Raw genomic sequence first — 21,130 nt, 5'->3', positions numbered from 1 at the left:
CTACTTGATGCTGTCTAGGCCGTTCATCGAGGCGATGGTGCGGACCCCGGCGCCATCGGGGATCACCAGATAGCTGTAGGAGCGGCCCTTCTTCAGGAACAGCTCGTCGAACTTGGCCAGGTTCTGCTCGCCGGCATAGGCGGCGAAACCGATCTTGATCTCGTTGACCGGGCGCGAGCCGCTCTGCCCGCTGGGCACGCTCTCGACCACCGCGTGCTTGCCATCCAGGGTCTTCAGCGACAGCGGCTTGTCGGTGAGGTTGTAGAAGGCGATCAGCGCCTTCTTGCTGTCTTCGCTGTAGGTGTCGGCGATGGGCTTCAACTGCTGGCCGTCGAAGACCAGGGTGGTGGCGCTGTTGGCCTTCAGTTCGGTCTGCAGGCTGGTGCTACCGGCGCTCAGCTTGTGCGCGCCGGGGGCGACGAACTGGTAGTTGCCGAGCTGGCCGGCGCCGATCTTCTGCGCCGCGCTCTTGCCGCTGACCATCAGTTCGCTACCGCTGCCGGTCAGGTTGAGCATGCGCACGAAGGCCGAACCGGCCGGGGCCACGGCGTCGTAGAGGGCGGCATTGCCATCCTGGGCATGGGCCAGCACGGGAACGGTGAGGCACAGGGCCAGGAGCAGGCGTTGGCTGAGGTTGTTCATGGTCAGTCTCCGATCAGAAGAATTGGTTGGCGGCGACCTGCCAGCCGCCGGTGGTGGGCTTCTCGGCGAGCAGGGTGCGCACCGGGAATTCCCAGATCACCGTGGTGATATCCGGGTCTTTGAGGCGCTCGCCGGCGAGGAATTGCTCCATCGCCGCATAGGGGCCCTTGGCCTCCACCGCGGTGGTCTGCAGGTCGCTCTGGAGCGACTCCTTGAGAAAGCCGGGGAAGTTCCAGTCGTCGATCTTGGTGTAGCTGGAGCCGACCAGCATGATCGGCTGGCTGGCCTCGCCGAACAGCGCGCCGTCGCTGACCTGCTGCTCGCTCTTGAGGGTTTCGTAGAGCTGCAGCGGGCTGGGGCGGAAGCGCTCGGGCGCCAGGCTGCGGTTGAACAGCAGGTAGTTGCTGAGGTCGCCCGGCAGGCTCTTTTCCGCCACCGGATGCGAGGTGTAGCTGGTGCTGCCGATCAGCTCGGGATGCTGGCGCGCCAGTTCCTGGGCGGCCAGGCGCGCGCCTTCGGGCGTCCAGTGGGTGTCGGTGCGCAGGAACAGCGCCTGCTGATCCTTGTGTGCGAGGAAGGCGTCGCGCAGCGGGCTGGTTTCGATGCTGGCGCGACGCAGGCCGGCGACGAAGTCCTCGTACAGGCCCAGGGCACGGCCATCGAGCGGGCGTGACGAGTACTCGGCATAGACATCCACCTTCATCGGCAGCGGCAGCATGATCAGGCGCTTGTTGTGCGCACGCAGGGTGCGCTCGACCTCGGCGATCTTCGCCAGGTTGCTGTCGAGGTTGTCCTCGTAGGCGTTGGGCACCAGGTACTCGGCATTGGTGAACAGCCAGCCTTGCTTGCCCAGCACCACGCCACTGGAGCCCTCGCGAAACAGCAGGTACTGCGCGCTGGCCCACATCTCGATGGATGGCGCGCGGAGGAACAGGTTGCTGTCGTAGTAGCGCTCGAACTGGCGCAGCAGCTGACCGCTCATGAACTGCTCGGCGGCCTGCGCCGGTGCCTGGGTGCTGGCGAACTGCAGCACCTTGGGTGTGGAGTAGGCCAGCATGGCCGTCAGCATGACGATGAACAGGATGCCGTTGAGCTTGTGGGCGGAAGTCATCACCGGAAACATGGCGCGCTCCTAGAACTGGAAGTAGAGGAAGGGAGAGAAGGAATTGGCGGCCAGGCGGGTCAGCGACAGGCCGAACGCGGCCCACAGCAGCGCCATGCTCAGGCCGCCGACGTGCTGCATCCAGTAGCCCTGCTTGGCGCCGGCGTAGTAGCGCACGTTGATGCGCCCGGCCAGGGCCATCCACAGCAGCGCCACGGCGGTGAAGGCCACGGTCATCTGCGAGGTGGCGAGGAAGTAGCCGTCCAGCGAACCGATGCCGCGCAGGCCGGCCATGCCGGTGAGGATGTTCAGCGCGTGCTGGATGTCGCCGGTGGCGAAGAAGGGCATCACCCCGACCACCAGCATCAACGCCAGCACATTGCGCCAGAAGCGGTAGCGGCCGTTGACCTTGGTCACCCACTTCATGCGCCGCTCGATCAGCATCAGCACGGCGAAGTACAGGCCGAAGACGATGTAGGCGAAGCTCGCGCCATGCCAGAAGCCGGACAGCAGCATGGTGCAGAACAGCGCGGCGTCGGCGCCCATGCGTTTGGAGCGGATCAGCGGCATGTAGATGTAGTCGCGCAGGAAGTCCGCCAGGGTCAGGTGCCAGCGTCGCCAGAACTCGGTCATGCTCTGACACAGCAGCGGCTGGTTGAAGTTCTCGGCGAAGCGGAAGCCCATCATCATGCCCAGGCCGATGGCCATGTCGCTGTAGCCGGAGAAGTCGAAGTACAGCTGCACCAGGCAGATGAACATGCCGAACCAGGCGTCGAGCATCTGCGGCTCGGCGTCGCCGAGGATCACCGTGCCCATCGGCGCCAGCGAGTCGGCGATCAGCACCTTCTTGACGAAACCGAGCATGAAGCGGCTGGCGCCCAGGCTGAACAGCTCCAGCGAGTGGGTGCGCTGCTTGAGCTGCTGGTCGATCAGGCTGTAGCGCAGGATCGGCCCGGCGATCAGTTGCGGGAACAGGGCGATGAAGGCGGCGAAGTCGACGAAGCGCCGTGTCGGTTCGGCATCCTTGCGGTAGATGTCGACGATGTAGCTGATCGCCTGGAACACATAGAAGGAGATGCCCAGCGGCAGGATGATGTGCTCCAGGGTGAAGGTGTTCACCCCCAGCGGCGCGAGGATCTCGTTGAACACTTCGACGCCGAAGTTGGCGTACTTGAAGTAGCCCAGCGTGGCCAGGTCGCCGATCACCCCAAGGGTCAGCAGGCGGAAGGCGCCCTGTTTGTCGTCGGCATCCAGGCGCCGCTTGATCAGCAGGCCGAACCAGTAGTTCCAGTAGGAAATACCGACGAACAACAGCAGGAAGTCCGGCCGCCACCAGGCATAGAAGGCGTAGCTGCCGAGCACGATGACGTGTGAGCGCCAGTTGTCCTTGACCGCGTAGTACACCAGCAGGAACACCGGCAGGAAGAGGAACAGGAACAGGTTGGATGTGAAGACCATGGCGACACCTCGCGGTCAGTAGCGCAGCACCAGGCCGAAGGCGACCTGGAAGTCATTGTCCAGGCCGCGAACTGCGCTGCCGGCACGGAAATAGCTGGTGGAAAGCAGGGCGTTGACCTGCACCTGGCGCTGTTCGAAGGCCTGCGGGAACATGCGCCAGAAGTAGTTGAGATCCAGGCTCTGGCCGAGGCTGTGGCTGCCGCTGCGCGAGTCTTCATCGACCCGCAGCGGCAACTCGCCGTCGGCATCGCGCAGGTGCAGGTCGGTCAGGCGCAGGTCGAGCTGGTGGCGCGGGCGCGGCTGGGTTTCCAGGCCGATGCCGTAGAACGCCAGGTTGCGCAGGTCGACGCCGATGAAGGCGCTGACTAGGCCGGTGCTGTAGGTCTGCGGGTCGGCGACGCGGTCGGACTGGATGTCGTTGAGGTAGAAGCCATCGCCTTCCTCGTCCGGCTTGTCGGTCAGGCCGGCGTGCAGCACCAGGCGCGGCTGCCAGGGCAGCTCGTCGAAGCGCTTGCCGACCTCGCCGAGCAGCGCCCAGCCGTTGCGGCTCTGCTGGCTGCCGTCGTTGAAGTCGCTGTCGCCGTCGAGCATGGCCAGTTCCAGGCGGTAGTCGCTGAGCAGGCCCCAGTCCAGCTGCTCGCCGGTGGCGAACAGGCCGGCGCGATAGCCGTCGAAGTCCTGCGGGTCGTCGGCTTCATCGCTGTCGCTGTGGTCGTCCTCCAGCTGCAGGCGCAGGCCGAACCACTGCTGGGCCTGCCAGCGCCAGGCGTATTCACCCATCAGGTAGGCGATGTCCTTCTGGCTGGCGTCCAGGCCGTTGATGTCGCTGTTGTAGCTGTGGAATTTCTGCGCGGCGGCGACGAAGCCCCTGCCGAAGCTGTCGTCGTAGTCCAGGCGCAGGGCTTCCAGGCTGTCGTCCCACCACAGGCCGAAGTAGTCGCCGAAGCGCTGACGGCCGAGCGACAGGGAAAAGCGTGGGTCGTCGCCGAGCAGGTTGCGGCGCAGGTAGAACTCGCGCAGCTCGGCGCTGAAGTATTCGATCTGCTGCGTGTCGTTGTCCTGCAGCGGGGTGCTGGCCTGGCCCGAGTTGTAGTTGAGCCAGGCGCGGGTGAAGCCCTGCCAGCGCGACCAGGCGCCTTCCTCGGAATACCAGGCCAGGGTCGGTTCGTAACGCAGGCCGTAGAAGCCCTTGCGGTCATTGCCGAGCACGCCCTGGTCGGGGCCGTAGCCGCCCTGCAGGGTGACTTTCTGGGCGAACTCGAAGCGGCCCAGGTCGGTCACCGTCTCCTGGCTCGGTGCGTTGTCGACGATCTCCTGGGCCGACTCCTCGGCCTGGGCCAGGGCCAGCCAGGGCAGGCACAACAGTGCACTGAGCTGACGTCTCATAGGGTCGCCTCCAGTTCCTCGAGGATGCCGACCCGAGCCTGCAGGGCCAGGCGACGATCCTCGTCACTGAGCTGGCTTTCCATCTCGTGGAGGAACTTGCGCGCGCCCAGTTCGCCGCGTTCCACGGCGATGCTGGCGTAGGCGTAGGCCTTGCGCTTGTCGTGGCAGATGCCCTTGCCGCCGCCATAGATGGTGGCGATGCGGTAGAAGGCCGAGGCCACGCCCTGGGCGGCGAGCAGGCGGTAGGTGGCGATGGCCTTGGCCTGGTCGACCTGATCCAGGCCGCCCATGCTGTAGAGCTCGCCGAGGTTGAGGTAGGCGTTCTGGTAGCCCTCGGCGAGCAGCTGGTCAATCAGTGCCTTGGCCTTGAACGGATCAAGGCTGCGCCAGCCGCGCACCAGGTAAGCCGAGGCGCGCAGGGCGCGGCCTTCCTGGGAGCGGGTCTGCTCGACCCGGTCGATCAGGGCGAACACCTCGTCGGCGCTGTAGTTCTGCGGCGCCGACATCATGTAGCTGGCCTTGCTCACCAGGGCGCTGTCGGCCTGGCGGGCGATGGCGTTGTCCAGCCACAGCAGCACCTCCGGGTCGTGCTCGCGGGGGATGCCGCTGAGCAGGCTGCCGATGGCCTGCACGCTGGCCACCGGCAACTGGTCGATTTCCGCCAGCAGGGGTTTGACCTTCTGCGGAAACAGCTCGTCCTGGGCGTCGCCGAGCGCCTGATAGAGGCGCTGCACGGCGCGGGCGTCCTGGTGGATGGCCTGCAGGTAGAGGTTCTCGGCCAGAGCCAGATTGCCCTGCTGCTCGGCCAGGCGGGCGCGGTACAGCACGCCATGGCAGTTGTCCACGCAGGCGCGCTGGTACAGCTCGATCAGCGCCTGCGGCTCGTAGGGCGTGAACAGCTCGGGGTAGACCATGAACACGTCGAGGCTGGTGCTCAGGGTCTCGAAATCACGGGTCAGTGGGTAGCGGCGCAGGGCGTCGCTGAAGAAGGCGCGCTGCTGCTCCAGACCGTCGGGCAGGCGCTCGGCGAGCTCTGCCAGCGGCGCCAGGGCAGTGACCTTGCCGTGGCCATTGGCGAAGGCCTGGTGGTACAGCTGCATGGCTTCGTCCTGGTGCTGGCCACGGCGCGCCAATTGGTCGGCCAGCAGCAACATGGAGGCCTGGTCGCCACGCGCGACCAGCTCGCGCAGGTCGGCTTCGACGTCGGCGTTCTGATCCTGGTGCAGGCGGTACTGCACCTGGGCCAGGCTGGCGGCCTGGCTGCTGGTCGCCAGCAGCAGGGCGCAGAGGGCTGCGGTCATTCCGGTCTTGACCATGGCGCGACTCCCTACAGGCTGCTGGTCAGTGGCAGGCCCTTGAACAGCTCGACCGTGACCGGCTTCTGGTAGGCCTCCAGGGGCAGCGGCTGGTCCGGGCGGATGCTGAGTACCAGCGACTGGGTTTCGGCATCCACTGCCGAGCGGATCACCTGGCCCTTGAGCGCCTCGGCCTGGCCGAACACCTGCAGGTCGATGCTGCTGATGCGGTTGAGATCCTTGAGCTTGGCGAACGGGAAGCTGGCCTTGACGTAGAGGTCGTCGCTGGCGGGTATCAGGTGCACCAGTTCGTCGAACTTGTAGGCGTAGCCATCGCTCTGCTTGCGCGGGAAGTAGACGTAGCAGTCGCAGGGGCTGGCGATGGTGGTCTCGATCAGGGCGCGGCCGAGCAGGCTCTGCAGGTCGGTTTGCGAGATGCGCGCCAGCGCTTCGAGGTCGGCCGGGGTGGTGAAGCTGGTGGCCAGTTGGGTGGAGACGCTGGCGATCGGCTCGCCGGCCTTGACCCGCGTCGCGCCCTCGGGGATGAGGAAGCGCACGTAGCCGTTCTCCGGCATGCTGACGATGTGTGCATCGGCGCTGACCAGCGCCTGACTGGCCGGCACGCTGAAGAACAGCAGGTAGCTCTTGTACAGCAGCACACTGGCCACGGCGACGCCGGCGACCAGGTACAGCGCGCTGCCGGCCACGGCTTTGAGGCGCTCCAGCGGTGTGCGGTCGGCGCTGAACTTCTGCTTGCGCTGCTTGATGTAGTTTTCCCGCTGCATGACGTTGAACAGGCCGTTGACGTCGGCGATCTCGCCGGACATGTAGGCGCTCAGCAGGTAGCGCAGGATGTCGCGCTTCTGCGGGTCGAGGTCGACGAACTCGGCGCCGGTCATGCCATCGTGCTGGGAGGTGATGCGCAGCTGCACATCCAGGGTCAGTGCCACGCGGTTGAGGTCGAGCTGGATGGCCGCTGCATACAGGGCGCCGGGGCTCAGCTCGTGCGGGCAGCGCAGGCCGAGACCGCCGAGGGAGATGTCCTGCAGCTCGCAGGCGAAGCTGTCGCCGGTGCCGCTCAGGGTGACTCGGGCCGGGAGCTTGCTGCGCACGTGCTGGCGCTCGTCGACCGCTTCGTGAACGACATTGGCTGCCGGGGAAAGAACGCTGTTCATGGGGCTGCCTCTCAGGGTTGTGATAGGGCCAGGAGCAGGGCTACCGCGCCGCCGAACAAAGCGAAGGCGGAGGCCTGCATGGTTTTCGAGGACCAGTGGTTGATGGCCAGGTCGACATTGGTCTCGCTGCGGTCGAGGGTGGTTTTCTGCCGGGTCCAGCTCTGCTGATCCATGTGGAACAGGGCGTGCACCTTCATGGCCGAGCCGACGATCTGGTTGTAATAGAGCACCAGCGGATACAGCGGATCGACCGGGTGCCCGGCACTCAGCATCAGCAGGGTCACCAGGGTGCGCGACAGCAGCACCCAGAACAGGTACGCCAGGATGAACTCGACGCCGTACAGCACCGCCGCCGTGGCCGAAGCCGCCAGGCCGAGCAGGCTGGTCCACATGGACACGCGTTGGTCGTAGAGCACATACATGGTGAACAGCCCCAGTTGCCGCAGCCCGAGCAGGCGGGTGGTGCGGAAGTTCTGCCGCAGGGAATTGCCGTACCAGCGGAACATCAGCTGGCGGGTGGCGCGGAAGAAGTTGCTGTCTGGCGGATGCTCCACGGTCAGGGTGTTGCTGTCGGGCACGTAGAAGGTGTCCCAGCCGGCGCGCATCAGGCTGAACCAGGACGACTTGTCATCGCCGGTAAGGAAACGGAAGCGACCCAGGCGCCAGTGTTCGAGAAAGTCCGCCTCGACATCGCGGATAAAGGCCGGCTCGGTCATCAGGCTGGCGCGGAAGAACGACAGCCGTCCGGTCATGGTCAGCACCCGTCGCGACAGGGACATCGAGCACATGTTGATGTGGCGCTGGACGAAGCGCAGCGAGTGCCACTCGCGCACCAGCTTGCCGCCCTCGACCTGGCAGAACTCGTTGGTGGTGATGCCGCCGACCGAGGGCAGGTAGGCGAAGAACTTCACCGCGTTTTCCACGCAGCCCGGCAGCATCATGGTGTCGCCGTCGACCACGCCGACCACCGCGTCTTCCAGCGGCATCTGTCGCGACAGCGCGCGAAAGGCGTGGGCCAGGCCGTCGCGCTTGCCGGTGCCGCGGGCGCGCACCACCACCAGGCGGATGTCGTCACGACCGACCACCTGCTCGCGCATGATCTGCTTGATGAAGTTCTCGTCGGCCTTCTCGACGATCGACACGATCACCGTGCAGGGCACCGGCAGGCGCTGCACTTCCTCGAATACCGAGCGGTACACCTTGTAGGTTGTGTGGGTGGGGATGCGGAAGCTGGTCACCACCATGAATATTTGCGACGGCAGCGCGGCATCGCCCATGGCCTCCACGGCGCGGCGCATGCGCGGGAACTTCCAGTGCAGGAAGTACATGCCGCGCAGGTAGTGCATGGCCGCGTTGCCATAGCGCCACAGGCCGATGCCGCCGACCAGCAGAATGAATTTCTTGTGCTCGGGGTCGAGCAGATCGGGGTCGATCAGCCCGGACGCCAGAACGATCAGGGCGAACAGGCAGGCCCAGCCGAAAAAGCGGGCGCACAAGTCGCTCTTGAGCGGCGCCGTGGCGCCGCCCGCAATATGGCTGCTCATGCTCAGCCTCCGCGGGTGGAGGCGCGCTGTCCGGCGCTGCGTGTCGGCACCGAGGCGCGTGAGCGCGACGTGCAAACAGGCGAACAACCGGGATATCCGATACCCAAATCCATTGCCTGGCCTCTCATCCTGAAAGGGTTGATCGATGTGATGGATCACGGCGGCAGGTAGTTGGCAGCGCCCAGCGCAACTGTTGGTTTTGGTACTCGTCGGCATCCTGCCGGCGGACTGCTTCGGGCGGTTCGTGCCGCCGTCGCGTGGGCTAATTCACAGTTGCAAAGGGTGCGCCAAAATTCTTGCAGTTAGATGAACCTGCCGAACGGCATGCGTAACTGCGTGCAGATTTTTTCAGGCGTAGATGAAAAGTTTTGAAAAACAGCGCCTTATAGGCGCCTGAAAATTGGCGCAAATATGCTGTTGTGTACGGTGGGGATGTTTGGCGGGCTCTATCGTTTGCGCAGACCACACCCGTGCCACCAAATGGGGCGCGGGTGCCACGCGTTGGCGCAGGGCTTTACTGCTTCGGGCGCCAGGCGCAATAACCCGGGCGCGGGCCGATGCGCGGATGGTTGCGGCAGGTGTCCGGGCGCTTGTCGTAGATGCTGCACAGGCGCGTCTTGCGGTCCAGGTACATGCAGTCGTTGTTGCTCATGCGGGTCAGGGTGAAGATCCCCGACTTGGCATTGAAGCGCTCGATCATGCCGTCCTTCTGCAGGCGCTTGGCGATGTTCTTCGGCGGCTCGCCGCGCTCGAACTCGTCGACCAGGCCGATGCGGATCAGGTCGCTGATGCGCACTTCCACTGGCATGGTGCAGCAGGTGGACATGCAGCTGCTGCACATGTCCTTGTTGTACTTGCTCCAGGTTTCCAGGCGGTCGATTTCGGCGGCGGCGATCAGTTGCGGTTTCATCTTCGGGACTCGGGTGCGCGCAGGCGCAGGAATAAGGCGCGCGATGATAGCCGTCACACCGGTTTTGTGAACCTTTTCCCGCTCGGTGGCCGTGTAAGCTTTGGCTTACAAGGTGCGCCGGCGAAGGCTGCTATCAGTGTGCCACTAGCCAGATTAATCTCGCTTTCAAGGACTTAGCGCAGGAAGCGCATCAGAAGTAACAGGGACATGAGGGATTGTTCGCCAGGACGGCGCACCGATCACGGATGTCAGGAATCAGTCTGCAGAACCCCGCATCAGCGGGGTTTCTTTTTTTGCGCCGCGCAAGTTTTCGCCACGCTCCTTCTTCTCGTTCAGCCCAGCTGCCAGCGCTGGCGGAGCGCGCTGGGCGCCATGCCGGTCCAGCGCTTGAACGAGCGGCGGAAATTGGTGGCGTCATGGAACTGCAGGTGAGCCGCCACCTCGTCGTTGCTCTGTCCCTTGACCTGATAGAGGTACAGGGCCATGTGCTTGCGCGCCAGGTCGAGCTGCTCCTGAAAGTGTGTGCCGTGACGCTGCAGCTTGCGCTTGAGCGTAGAGGGACTCATGCCCAGGGCCAGCGCCACGCTGTCCAGTTGCGGCGGCCGGCGCAGGTTGGCCAGCAGGTGGCGGTACAGGTGGTCGAGCAGGCTGCCGTGGAAACCCAGCTGCTCCAGCAGCTGTTCGCACTGTTGCTGGGCGGCGCTGCCGGCCGTCTGTGCCGCGCCTGGCCAGGGGCGGTGCAGGTACTCGCGCGGCAGGCTGAGCAGATCCAGTGGCGCGTTGAAGCGCACCTCCTCGCCCAGGTGCACCCAGTACTGTTCCACCTGGCGCGGCCGCGCCTGGGCGATGCTGACCTGCCAGGGAAGCGGCGCGCCGGCCAGCCAGCGGCTCATCGCCAGCAGGGAGGTCATCGCGGCCTCGACCACGAAGCGCTGCTGGGTTCCGGCGCCACAACTGTCCAGCCAGTACAGGTGCACGTGGTGTTCGTCGAGCAACACCCGCGGGCTAAGCAGTGGGCTGAGCAGGGCGCGCTGGCGGCGCAATATATCCAGTGCCTGGCCCAGGTTGGCGGCGTGCTGCAGGGCGTGGCTGGCGGCGCCGTAGTGGCCGGGCAGCAGGCGCTGGCCGAACAGGAAGCGGGTGTCGTCGGCGGCCAGCAGGCGTTCGCCGTTGTCGATCAGTTGCAGGAACTGTTGCGGGCTCAGGCGCGCCCGGCCGGCCTGCAGATCTTCGTGGAACAGACCGGTGCCGCGTAGCAGGCGGTGGCTGTCGATGCCGCGCGACAGCGCCAGGTCGACCAGCACCGCCGGCTGCCAGTGACCGGGGATGAAGCGGCTGTCGTTCTCGTACCAGTTGGTCTTCAGGGTCATGAACGGGCCTCAGGCGCTGCGCGGATAGCGCGGCTGCTTGGCGCGGGCCAGGGCCTGGTTGAGGCGCTGTAGCAGGCCTTCGGCATCGTCCTGCAGGGCCATCACGCTGGCCACGCTGGCATGCAGCTGCAGGCGTTCGCCGTGGTCGCGGGCCTTGTGCGCCAGGTGCTCGACGGCCCGGCGTAGCTCTTCGGCCAGTTGCCGGGCCTGGCCTTCGCCGGTGTTGGGCAGCAGCACCACGAAGCGGTCGCCAGCCAGGCGGCAGAGCAGGTCCTGGTGGCGCAGGTTGAGCAGCAACAACTGGCTCAGGGCCTGCAGCACGCGGTCGCCCTCGGCGTGGCCGTGCAGGTGGTTGATGCGGCTGAAATCATCCAGGTCGAGGATCACCAGCGACAGTGGCTGCTGGGCGTTGCGGGCATGCTGCAGTGCCTGATCCAGTTGGCGGCGCAGGTACTCGGCGGTGTTCAGCGGGGTCAGGTTGTCGAACAGGCGGTGCTCGCGGAACAGACGTTCGCGCTTCTCCATCTGCGCGCTGATGGCCAGCTGTTCGCGGTGCCAGTGGTAGATGCCGAGGGTCAGCAGGATCAGGCCGAAGGGCATTGGCGCCGACTCCAGCCAGTGATCCCAGGTGATGCTGTCGGGCAGCTTGATGAATTCGTCGAGGGCGTCCACCCACCAGGAGAAGAACACCAGACCCAGGCCCATGGCCAGGAAGCTGGTGACCCGGCCAGCCGGACGGCTCTTCAGTACCAGGCCCAGCCAGACCAGGCACAACAGGGCCGAGCCGCCTTCGCCGAGAATATCCAGCCAGACCCATTCGGCCATGGGCTTGAGGTCGCCGGCGGCCAGGTGCAGGAGCAGGGCGAGATTGCTGGCCAGCAGCAGGGCGGCCAGTTTCAAGCGGTGCAGTCTGAGCAGGGAAGGCATGTCCGGTGGCTCCGAGTGGCGTTGCGCGCCAGCAGAACAGAGCCATGTGACGGAATGGTTGCAGCGGGGGAGGTCGAATTGGCTCAGGGCTTTTTTGCACCGCTCGCGGGTTGTCGGGTCGTTGTGGCGGTGGCTTCAGCCGCGATCCCTGCAACCACAGAGCATCGCGGCTAAAGCCGCTCCCACAAAAGCAGGTATCTGCCGGGTCATTTCAGTTCATTAAGCCGGCAAAACCCCGTGTTTCGCGGGCTGCCGCCGTGCGCTGTCACGGAACCGTCATGCCGCACTCCTAGCTTGCGCTCCCAGTCGCCGGCCACTGCTGCCGGTTGCAACGATCTCTTGGGGAGAGCCACATGCACAAGCCGCGTCTCACTGCCCGCCGGGCAGGTTTCCGCATCAGCGCCCTGGCGCTGGCCATCGCTGCCACACCTTTATGGGCGGCCGACGAAGCCGTCGAACACGTCAATGTGGTCGGCCAGGCCGCCAGCCTGGACCAGGCGTTGAAAGAACAACGGCGTGCCGATCAGGTGGAGAGCGTGGTACATGCCGATGGTGTGGCCCAGCTACCGGACCAGAACGCCGCCGAAGCGGTGCAGCGCCTGCCGGGCGTGTCGGTCGAACGCGATCAGGGCGAAGGCCGCTTCGTCAGCGTTCGTGGCCTCGGCCCGGACCTCAACAGCGTGACCATCAACGGCACCCTGGTGCCCTCGCCGGAAAGCGGCCGTCGCGCCGTGGCGCTCGACGTGCTGCCGGCCGAGCTGGTGCAGTCGCTGTCGGTGGTCAAGACGCTCACCCCGGACATGGACGCCAACTCCCTCGGCGGCACCATCGAGGTGGAGAGCCTGTCGGCCTTCGACCACAAGGGCCTGTTCTACACCGGCACGGCCGAGGCCAGCTACGACGACAACACCAGCGAGACCAGCCCGAAGTTCTCCGGCGCCATCAGCGACCGTTTCAGCCTGGGTGATGGCACCGACAACTTCGGCGTGGCTGCCGCGCTCAGCTGGCAGGAGCGTGACTTCGGTTCGGACAACGTCGAGACCGGCGGCAAGTGGGACTTCGAAGACGGCGCCAGACTCGAAGAGCTGGAGCAGCGCGACTACGAGATCACCCGTGAGCGCACCGGCTTCGGTCTGAACTTCGACTACCAGGCCGACGACTACAGCAGCTACTACCTGCGCACCCTGTACAGCCGCTACAAGGATACGGAAACCCGTAACGCTGCCGGCGTCGAGTTCGACGACGCCCAGCGCCCGGGTGAACGCGGTGATGCCGAAGGCTGGCGTGAGCTGAAGGACCGCGAGGAGACCCAGGAAATCCAGTCCTATGTGCTGGGCGGCGAACGCCTGATCGGCCAGTGGACGCTCAATGCCCAGGCCGGCTACAGCAAGTCCAGCGAAGACACGCCCGGGCATATCGCTGGCGCGGTGTTCGAGGGCAATGGCGACTTCGCCGATGCCGGTTTCAGCGACACGAAAAAGCCGCACCTGAATATTGGCGGCGACTTCTATGATCCGGCCAATTTCAGCCTCGACGAAGTCGAGTGGGCCGAGGAAGACACCAGCGACACGGAAAAGAACATCAAGCTCGACCTGGCTCGTGACTTCGACCTGGCCGGCTATGCCGCGCAGGTCAAGTTCGGCGGCAAGCTCAGTCGCCGCGACAAGGAGAACGACACCGATGTGTGGACCTACGACAGCTTCGGGGCGGCTGACACCAGCCTGGAGGCCTACCTGCACGGTAACGTCGACTATGGTCTGGGGCATTTCGGTCCGGGGATCAGCGCCGACGCCTTAGAAGCGCTGCTGGGCGGCCTCGATCGCGACGCCGCCTACAACGAAGAAGAGTCGCGGGTGAATGACTTCAAGATGAGTGAAGACATCGACGCCGCGTACCTGATGCAGACCGTGGATATCGACGACCTGCGCATCATCGCCGGCCTGCGCTACGAGGGCACCGAGTTCGAAGCCAAGGGCACGGGTATCCGCGACGGCGCCTACGAGTCGATCAAGGCCAACAACGACTACCACCACTGGCTGCCGGGCCTGCACCTGCGCTACCAACTGGACAAGGACACCCAGCTGCGTTTCGCCTGGACCAACAGCGTGGTGCGCCCGACCTTCGAGCAACTGGCCCCCGGCTTCGTCATCGACGGCGACGAGGCCGAGTTCGGCAACCCGACGCTCGATCCGCTGGAGTCGAGCAACATCGACCTGGGGATCGAGCACTACCTGGGCCGCGCCGGCGTGGTCTCGGCCTTCCTGTTCTACAAGGACATCGACAGCTTCATCTACAACACCGATCTGGCCGGCACCGGTGCCTGGACCGCGTTCGACGAGGCCAACAGCTTCGCCAACGGCGACAGCGCCGACCTGTACGGCCTGGAGCTGGCCTACTCGCAGAAGTTCGACTGGCTGCCGGCGCCCTGGAATGGCCTGCTGCTGGGCGCCAACGCCACCTTCAGCCGTTCCGAGGCAAGCATCTCCGGGCGCGACCTGGCCAGCGGTCGCCAGCTGGAGCGCGACATCGATCTGCCGTTCCAGTCCGACACCGTCGGCAACCTGATGCTCGGCTGGGAGGACGACAAGCTCAGCCTGCGTCTGTCGGCCAACTACAAGTCCGACTACCTCTACGAAGTGGCGAGCATCGACGACAAGGCCCACGACCAGCACGTGGACGATCAGGTGTTCGTCGACTTCAGCGCCGGCTACTTCCTGACCAAGGGCCTGCAGCTGCGCTTCGAGGCGCAGAACCTGACCGACGAGAGCTACTACGTCTACACCGGCAGTCGCTCCTACAACGCCCAGTACGAAGAGTACGGGCCCACCTACAAGCTGGGCCTGACCTACACCAATTTCTAACCCCTTTCGACCTGCTGCGCGTCGGCCGGGCGTTGTTGGCGCAGACCTCGGGATGCTCATTTGCTCTCAGCAAACTCCGCTCCCTCGGCCTGCGCCGCCTAGCCCGGCTCTAGCTCGCGAGGTCTTGCCTCTGCGTGTCTCCTAAGAGCGCGCGTTCGATGCTTCGCCAAGGACATCTGCTGTATGAAACCTGTGTTTGCGTATTCCCTGTTGCTCGCCAGCCTGCTGCTCGCCGGCTGCGAGCAGTTGCCGCCAACTGCCTCCGCAGCAACGCCAAAACTGGCCCTCAGCCCCTGGGGCGCCTCGGCCAAGGTCAAGGCCGAAGACCTGCGCTTCGTGCCTGCCGAGCTGACTGCTGGCGCCGACCTGCGTATCGCTGCCAGCGAGCGTCGTGGCCTGCTGCTGCTTGATGAGCAAGGCTCCGAACTGGCGCGACTGCCGGGCAGCTACTCGACACTGGACAGCCGCAGCGCCGGCCAGGCGCTGATCGTCGCCAGCCTGGATAACGTCACCGGGCAGGCCGTCCTGGCCAGCCTGGATGTCGCCGGGAAGCAGTGGAATCGACCGCAGCTGTTGCCGGCGCGCGACTACGCCATCAGCGGCCTGTGCCTGTACCGTGACGATGCTGCCAACCTCTACCTGTTCCTGATCGGCGAAGACGGCCAGGGCGAGCAGTGGCTGGTCGGCGCCGGCAACCAGCTGAGCGCCGAGGCCAAGCGCGTGCGCGGCCTGCCGCTGCCACCGCAGGCCGAGTATTGCCAGGCCGACGACGCCGGCAACCGCTTGTTCGTCAACGAGGAAACCGTCGGCCTGTGGGCCTACCCGGCCCACCCGGAGGCCGATGCCAGCCGCGTGCCGGTGGATATCCGCGTACCGTTCGGCAGCCTCAAAGACAGCGTCGGGGCCGTGGCCAGCGTGCCCGGCGGCCTGCTGGCGCTGGACCCCTCCGCCGCCGAGCTGCACCTCTATCAGCAGCAGGGCAACGCCTGGAACGCGGTGGCCAATCTGCCGCTGCAGGGGCTGGAAGAGCCGGAGCGCCTGGCCGTGCGCAGTACCGGAAAAGGCCTGGAATTGCTGGTGCAGGACGATGGCGCCGGGCGCTTCTATCAGGGCGAGCTGAACTGGCAGCCGGCCGCCGTCGAGCTGCCGCCGGTGCTGGCGAATGTGCCGGCCTTGCGCCAGAGCGCGCCGGTCGGTCGTCACGGCGATGCCGCCGACGACCCGGCGATCTGGGTGCACCCCGAACAGCCGGCGCTGTCGCGTGTGCTCGGTACCAACAAGAAACAGGGCCTGCTGGCCTACGACCTGGACGGCAAGCTGCTGCAGGAACTGCCGGTCGGCCGCCTGAACAACGTCGATGTGCGTCCCGGCTTCGACCTCGGCGGCACCACTGTTGACCTGGCGGTGGCCAGCAACCGCGACCACGACAGCATCCACCTGTTCGCCATCGACCGCAGCAGCGGTGAGCTGCGCGAGGCCGGCGAGATTCGCACGCCGATCAAGGAGATCTACGGCATCTGCCTGTTCCAGCCGGCTACCGGCGAGCTGTACGCCTTCGCCAACGGCAAGGACGGCAGCTTCCTGCAATACCGCCTGGACGGCGCCGGCGGTGAAGTGAAGGGCGAACTGGTGCGGCGTTTCGCGGTGGACAGCCAGCCCGAGGGCTGCGTCGCCGACGACCAGCGCCAGCGCCTGTTCCTCGGCGAGGAAGACACCGGCGTATGGGCCGTGGACGCTCGCCCCGACGGTTCGACCGAGCTGAGCAGCGTGTTCAAGGTCGGTGACGTGTTGCATGACGATGTGGAGGGCGTAGGCCTCTACCAGTCTGGTCAGCACGACTACCTGGTGATCTCCAGCCAGGGCAACGACAGCTACGTGGTGCTGGATGCCGAGCCGCCCTATGCGCTCAAGGGCGCGTTCCGCGTCGGCCTCAACGGCGCCCTGGGCATCGACGGTGCCTCCGAGACCGACGGCCTGGAAGTCACCTCGGCCAACCTCGGCGGGCCCTGGAGCCAGGGCATGCTGGTGGTGCAGGACGGGCGCAAGCGCATGCCCGAGGCCACGCAGAACTTCAAGTTCGTGCCCTGGAGCGAAGTCGCCCGCGCCCTGGCGCTGGACTGACTGTCATCAACCGGTAATCGCCACGTAATCGAATAGCGCCCATCCACCCTCGCCCTTGGGCGAGGGCCGGGGCAAGGCATGCGCCTCACCCCGTTATGCACAAGGAGTCACACCATGCACGCCACCCTCGAACAGATGACCGTCTGGAGCCTGATCAACGACGCCAGCCTGCTGGTCAAGCTGGTCATGCTCATTCTGCTCGCCGCCTCCCTGGCCAGCTGGTACCTGATCATCCAGCGCAGCCTGCTACTGGGGCGCTGCGAGCGCCTGCACAAGGACTTCCTCAAGCGTTTCCGCCAGCAGGGCGACCTGGCTCAGTTGCACCGCGAAGGTAGCGAGCAGACCGACCAGGACGCCGCGCTGGAGCGGATCTTCCGCGCCGGCTACGGCGAGTTCGCCCAGCTGCAGCGCCAGCCGGGCGTGCCGGCCGAGGCGGTGATCGACGGCGTCGAGCGCAGCCTGCTGGTGGCCATCGCCGAGCAGGACGAGCGCCTGGAGAAAGGCCTGCCGTTCCTCGCCACGGTCGGTTCGGTGAGCCCCTACATCGGCCTGTTCGGCACCGTGTGGGGGATCATGAATTCCTTCATCGGCCTGTCCCAGGTGCAGCAGGCGACCCTGTCCACCGTCGCGCCGGGCATCGCCGAGGCGCTAATCGCCACCGCCATCGGCCTGTTCGCGGCGATTCCCGCGGTGGTTGCCTACAACCGCTTCGCCGCCCGCGTGGCCACCCTGAGTGCGCGCTTCTACGCCTTCGGCAATGAGCTGCAGGGCCGTCTGCAGCGCAAGCTGCAGGCCGCGCCGAAACTGTCCCAGGCCGCCTGAGGATCAGGTCATGCGCAAACCGCAGAGCAAGTACGGCGCCAAGGCCGAAATGAACGTGGTGCCCTATATCGACGTGATGCTGGTGCTGCTGGTGATCTTCATGGTCACCGCACCGATGCTCACCCAGGGCGTCAAGGTCGAGCTGCCCAAGGTCGCCGCCGAAGCGCTGCCAGCCGACAGCCAGCAACAGATCCTCACCCTGTCGGTGCAGGCCGACGGTGGCTACTACTGGAACCTCGGCCCCGAGCTGGATATCGACAGCCGTGGCGACAGCGCGGTGGACCTGGCCGAGATGAGCGCCAAGGTCGGCGCGCTGATTGCCGCCAATGGCGACACCCAGGTGTATATCCGCGCCGACGGCGCCGTCGATTACGCCCGCGTGGTGGCCGGCATGGCCGCGCTGCAGCAGGGCGGGGTGAGCAACCTCGGCCTGATCACCGAGGCGCCGCAGTGAGTGCCGCACTGATGTCCTCGTCGAGCCTGAACCTGCCACCGCTGCCAAGCCCCTGGGTCTGGCGTAATGGCGCCGCGGCTATGGTCGCGGTGGGCCTGCATGCGCTGGTGCTGGGCTTGCTGTTGGCGCAGTGGCCGAGCAGCGTGCCCGAGGCGCCGCAGGTGCGCACCCTGACCACCCGGCTGATCACCCTGGCACCGCCCGCGCCACCCGCACCGGAGATCGTGCCGCCCGCGCCGGTGGTGCCCGAGCCGGCCCGGCCGGTGGTGGAGGAAACACCCAGGCCCGATCCGCGCATCGAGCAGCAGCGTCTGGAGCAGGCGGCGCTGGCGCGCAAGCGTGAGCAAGAGCGCCTGCGCCAGGAGCAACAACGTCTGCAGCAGGAGCGTGCCGAGCGACAGCGCCAGGAGCAGTTGGCTCGTCAGCAGGAACAGCAACGCCTGGCGGCCGAACAGGCCCTGGCCGCCGAGCGCGCCCACCAGGCTGAAGCCGCTGCTGCGGCCAGCCGCCAGTACCTGCCGATTGCCAAGGAAGCGCCGGACTACCCGGACCGCGCTCTGAACAAGGGCATCGAAGGCGACTGCACGGTGAACTACCGGGTCAACCCGCAAGGCCGGGTGGAGAACCCGCAGGTGGTCGGCGACTGCCACCCGCTGTTCGTCCGGCCCTCGCTCTCCGCCGCCAAGACCTTCCGCTACCAGCCGCGCCTGGAGAACGGCAAGGCAGTGGCCGTGGAGGGGGTGAAGAACACCTTCCACTACCGCATCGAATAACACCGCTCTGTTTTAGGAGCCGCCAGCCCACCTCGACCACCCCCTCTGCCGCCGGGAGAGGGCTGGGGTGAGGGCGCTCAGATCATTCCCATTTTTCAGCGAGCCCACGATGAACGAACACAGCCGCTTTCACACCCGCCTGGAAGCCCACGACGACATCGCCATCAACCCCAGCGCCAATGCACCGCTGGCCGAGCTGATCAACCCGAGCCGGCGCAATGTGCTCAAGGGCGGTCTGAGCCTGGCCGCGCTGGGCTTCTTCGCCGGCGGCATCGGCGCCTGCAGCAAGGCCAGCGCCAGCCCGCTGCTGAATTTTCGCGGCGTGCCGGTGCAGCTCGACGCCCAGTTCGACCAGGTGTTGGTGGCCGAGGGCTACCGCGCCGTGCCGTTCTTCTCCTGGGGCGATCCGGTCGAGACCGGCGCGCCGAACTGGAACCCGGATGCCAGTGACGATTGGCAGGCTCAGCTAAAACAGGCCGGCGATAACCATGACGGCATGGAGTTCTTCGCCTTCGCCGGCGAAACCGACCGCGGTCTGCTGGTGATGAACCATGAGTACGTCAATCCGCCGCTGCATCCGTCCGGGCAGATCGACCAGAGCCAGCCGCGCCCGCTGGACGAGGTGCGCAAGGAGCAGGCGGCCCACGGCGTGTCGGTGATCGAGGTGAAGCAGGGCGCCGACGGCCAGTGGCAGCGGGTCATGGATTCGCCCTACAACCGCCGCATCAGCATGCTTACGCCGATGCGCATCGCCGGGCCGCTGGCCGGGCTCGATGCGATGAAGACCGCCAGCGACCCCAGCGGTCTGGAGGTGCGCGGCACCCTGAACAACTGTTCCACCGGCATCACGCCTTGGGGCACCTTCCTCACCTGCGAGGAGAACTGGCACAACTACTTTATCAACCGCGACCAGGCTGACTACGCAGCGCGGGTTTCACACAAACGCTATGGTCTGGCCAACAGCGGCACGAGCAAGAACTACGCCTGGGAAACCGCCGATCCGCGCTTCGACGCCACGCCCTATGCCGAGCAGGCCCACAGTGGCCACGTCAACGAGCCGCACCGTTTCGGCTGGGTGGTGGAGATCGACCCGTTCGACCCGCAGAGCCAGCCGGTCAAGCGCACCGCCTTCGGCCGCTTCAGCCGCGAGTGTGCGGCGCTGAGCATGACGGATGACGGGCGTCTGGCCTATTACTCCGGCGATGACTCCAAGGGCGAGTACATCTACAAGTTCGTCCCGGCCGGGCGCTTCGACGCGGCCAACCCCAAGGCCAGCCGCGACCTGCTGGACAGCGGTACGCTGTACGTTGCGCGCTTTGACGCCGACGGTAGCGGCCAGTGGCTGGCGCTGGTACACGGGCAGAATGGCCTGAGCGCCGAGAATGGCTTCGCCGACCAGGCCGAGGTGCTGCTCAACGCCCGCGCTGCCGCCGACCGCGCCGGCGCCACGCCGATGGACCGCCCCGAGTGGGCCGCCGTGCATCCCGAGACCCGCGAGGTATACGTCACCCTGACCAACAACGACGGGCGTGGCGACAAGCAGCCCACCGACAAGGCCAACCCGCGCCCGCACAACCTGCACGGGCAGATCCTGCGCTTCAACGAACAGGATGCCGATCCGACCGCCACCACCTTCATCTGGGAGCTGTTCCTGCTCGCCGGCGAAGCCAAGGGCGCCCGTGACCAGAGCGGTAAGACGGTCCCGGCCAACCTTACCGGCACCATCGACGGCGACCTGTTTTCCTCGCCGGACGGCCTGGCCTTCGACGCCGCCGGGCGCCTGTGGATCCAGACCGACTACGACGACATCGACCCCGCCATGCAGGCCATGGGCTGCAACCAGCTGCTGTGTGCCGACCCGAGCACCCGCGAAGTGCGTCGCTTCATGGTTGGCCCGCGCGGCTGCGAGATTACCGGCCTGGCCTGGAGCCCGGATGGCAGGACCATGTGGGCCAATATCCAGCACCCCGGCATCAGCTACCCGGCCAGCGACGGCCAGACCCGCCCGCGCTCGACCACGGTGATGATTACCCGCGAGGACGGCGGGGTGATCGGGGCCTGAGGGTTTGGGTAGGGCATCTGCCTTCATCAGACCTCTATTTATCGCGGCCAAGGCCCCTCCTACCGCTCGGCACCGCCTGGGTTAGTCGCGGCCGAAGCCACGCCCACACGGATATGTCAGCGCTTTGTGGGAGCGGCTTCAGCCGCGATGCAGGCAACACTGCGCTGCCCAATACACTGTCATCGCGGCTAAAGCGGGGTGCCGTACAGCCGCTCCCACAAAATCGGC

The 21,130-nt window shown here is 66.1% G+C and carries 16 protein-coding genes; 6 read left to right on the top strand and 10 right to left on the bottom strand.

All coding sequences use genetic code 11. The features are described 5' to 3' along the window. The 10 genes from AYB31_RS00600 to AYB31_RS00555 all read right to left on the bottom strand — a co-directional run bounded on the left by AYB31_RS00600 (position 1) and on the right by AYB31_RS00555 (position 11,809). Entirely contained in the window at positions 1–642 is a 642-nt protein-coding gene (locus AYB31_RS00600; RefSeq protein WP_068824721.1) for an alginate O-acetyltransferase AlgF, read from the bottom strand. 13 nt (positions 643–655) lie between these two features. After that, positions 656–1,765, bottom strand: coding sequence for an alginate O-acetyltransferase (locus AYB31_RS00595; RefSeq protein ID WP_068824719.1), 1,110 nt, complete (start codon positions 1,763–1,765; stop codon positions 656–658). A gap of 9 nt (positions 1,766–1,774) precedes the next feature. Beyond that, the gene (locus tag AYB31_RS00590; protein WP_068824717.1) at positions 1,775–3,202 is read right to left on the bottom strand and encodes an MBOAT family O-acyltransferase; all 1,428 of its coding nucleotides are present in this window, start codon (positions 3,200–3,202) and stop codon (positions 1,775–1,777) included. Between the two features lie 15 nt (positions 3,203–3,217). Then, positions 3,218–4,588 (bottom strand): alginate export family protein, encoded by a 1,371-nt coding sequence (locus tag AYB31_RS00585; protein WP_068824715.1) that lies wholly within the window; start codon positions 4,586–4,588, stop codon positions 3,218–3,220. Next, positions 4,585–5,904, bottom strand: coding sequence for a tetratricopeptide repeat protein (locus AYB31_RS00580; RefSeq protein WP_068824713.1), 1,320 nt, complete (start codon positions 5,902–5,904; stop codon positions 4,585–4,587). Before AYB31_RS00580 ends, AYB31_RS00585 begins: the two co-directional genes overlap by 4 nt. A gap of 11 nt (positions 5,905–5,915) precedes the next feature. Beyond that, complete coding sequence (locus tag AYB31_RS00575; protein WP_068824711.1) at positions 5,916–7,058, bottom strand: PilZ domain-containing protein; 1,143 nt, start codon at positions 7,056–7,058, stop codon at positions 5,916–5,918. Positions 7,059–7,069: 11 nt separating this feature from the next. Then, on the bottom strand, positions 7,070–8,602 hold the full coding sequence (locus AYB31_RS00570) for a glycosyltransferase (protein ID WP_082805166.1): 1,533 nt from the start codon (positions 8,600–8,602) through the stop codon (positions 7,070–7,072). Between the two features lie 514 nt (positions 8,603–9,116). Continuing rightward, entirely contained in the window at positions 9,117–9,512 is a 396-nt protein-coding gene (locus AYB31_RS00565) for a YkgJ family cysteine cluster protein (RefSeq protein WP_068824709.1), read from the bottom strand. A 332-nt stretch (positions 9,513–9,844) separates the two neighbouring features. After that, the gene (locus AYB31_RS00560; protein ID WP_068824707.1) at positions 9,845–10,882 is read right to left on the bottom strand and encodes an AraC family transcriptional regulator; all 1,038 of its coding nucleotides are present in this window, start codon (positions 10,880–10,882) and stop codon (positions 9,845–9,847) included. 9 nt (positions 10,883–10,891) lie between these two features. Continuing rightward, on the bottom strand, positions 10,892–11,809 hold the full coding sequence (locus AYB31_RS00555; protein WP_068824706.1) for a GGDEF domain-containing protein: 918 nt from the start codon (positions 11,807–11,809) through the stop codon (positions 10,892–10,894). A gap of 353 nt (positions 11,810–12,162) precedes the next feature. Here AYB31_RS00555 and AYB31_RS00550 point away from each other — a divergent pair, with 353 nt between their 5' ends. The 6 genes from AYB31_RS00550 (at position 12,163) to AYB31_RS00525 (ending at position 20,902) form a co-directional block, all read left to right on the top strand. After that, positions 12,163–14,670, top strand: a complete 2,508-nt coding sequence (locus tag AYB31_RS00550; protein WP_068824703.1) for a TonB-dependent receptor — start codon at positions 12,163–12,165, stop codon at positions 14,668–14,670. A 183-nt stretch (positions 14,671–14,853) separates the two neighbouring features. Further along, a complete protein-coding gene (locus AYB31_RS00545; RefSeq protein ID WP_068824701.1) occupies positions 14,854–16,791 on the top strand; it encodes a phytase in 1,938 nt (645 codons plus the stop codon). A gap of 114 nt (positions 16,792–16,905) precedes the next feature. After that, a complete protein-coding gene (tolQ, locus tag AYB31_RS00540; protein ID WP_068824699.1) occupies positions 16,906–17,613 on the top strand; it encodes a protein TolQ in 708 nt (235 codons plus the stop codon). Positions 17,614–17,623: 10 nt separating this feature from the next. Further along, complete coding sequence (tolR, locus tag AYB31_RS00535; protein WP_068824698.1) at positions 17,624–18,067, top strand: protein TolR; 444 nt, start codon at positions 17,624–17,626, stop codon at positions 18,065–18,067. Beyond that, complete coding sequence (locus tag AYB31_RS00530; RefSeq protein ID WP_068824696.1) at positions 18,064–18,840, top strand: energy transducer TonB; 777 nt, start codon at positions 18,064–18,066, stop codon at positions 18,838–18,840. The genes tolR and AYB31_RS00530 overlap by 4 nt, the downstream gene beginning before the upstream one ends. Before the next feature lie 109 nt (positions 18,841–18,949). Beyond that, complete coding sequence (locus AYB31_RS00525; protein WP_068824694.1) at positions 18,950–20,902, top strand: PhoX family protein; 1,953 nt, start codon at positions 18,950–18,952, stop codon at positions 20,900–20,902. The last annotated feature ends 228 nt before the right edge of the window (positions 20,903–21,130 follow it).

Origin of the sequence: Pseudomonas sp. BMS12 (assembly GCF_001592875.1) — a bacterium.
Taxonomy (GTDB): Bacteria; Pseudomonadota; Gammaproteobacteria; order Pseudomonadales; family Pseudomonadaceae; genus Aquipseudomonas.
The sequence above is the reverse complement of the archived record's forward strand: the minus strand, read 5'-3'. Positions and strand labels throughout refer to the sequence as shown.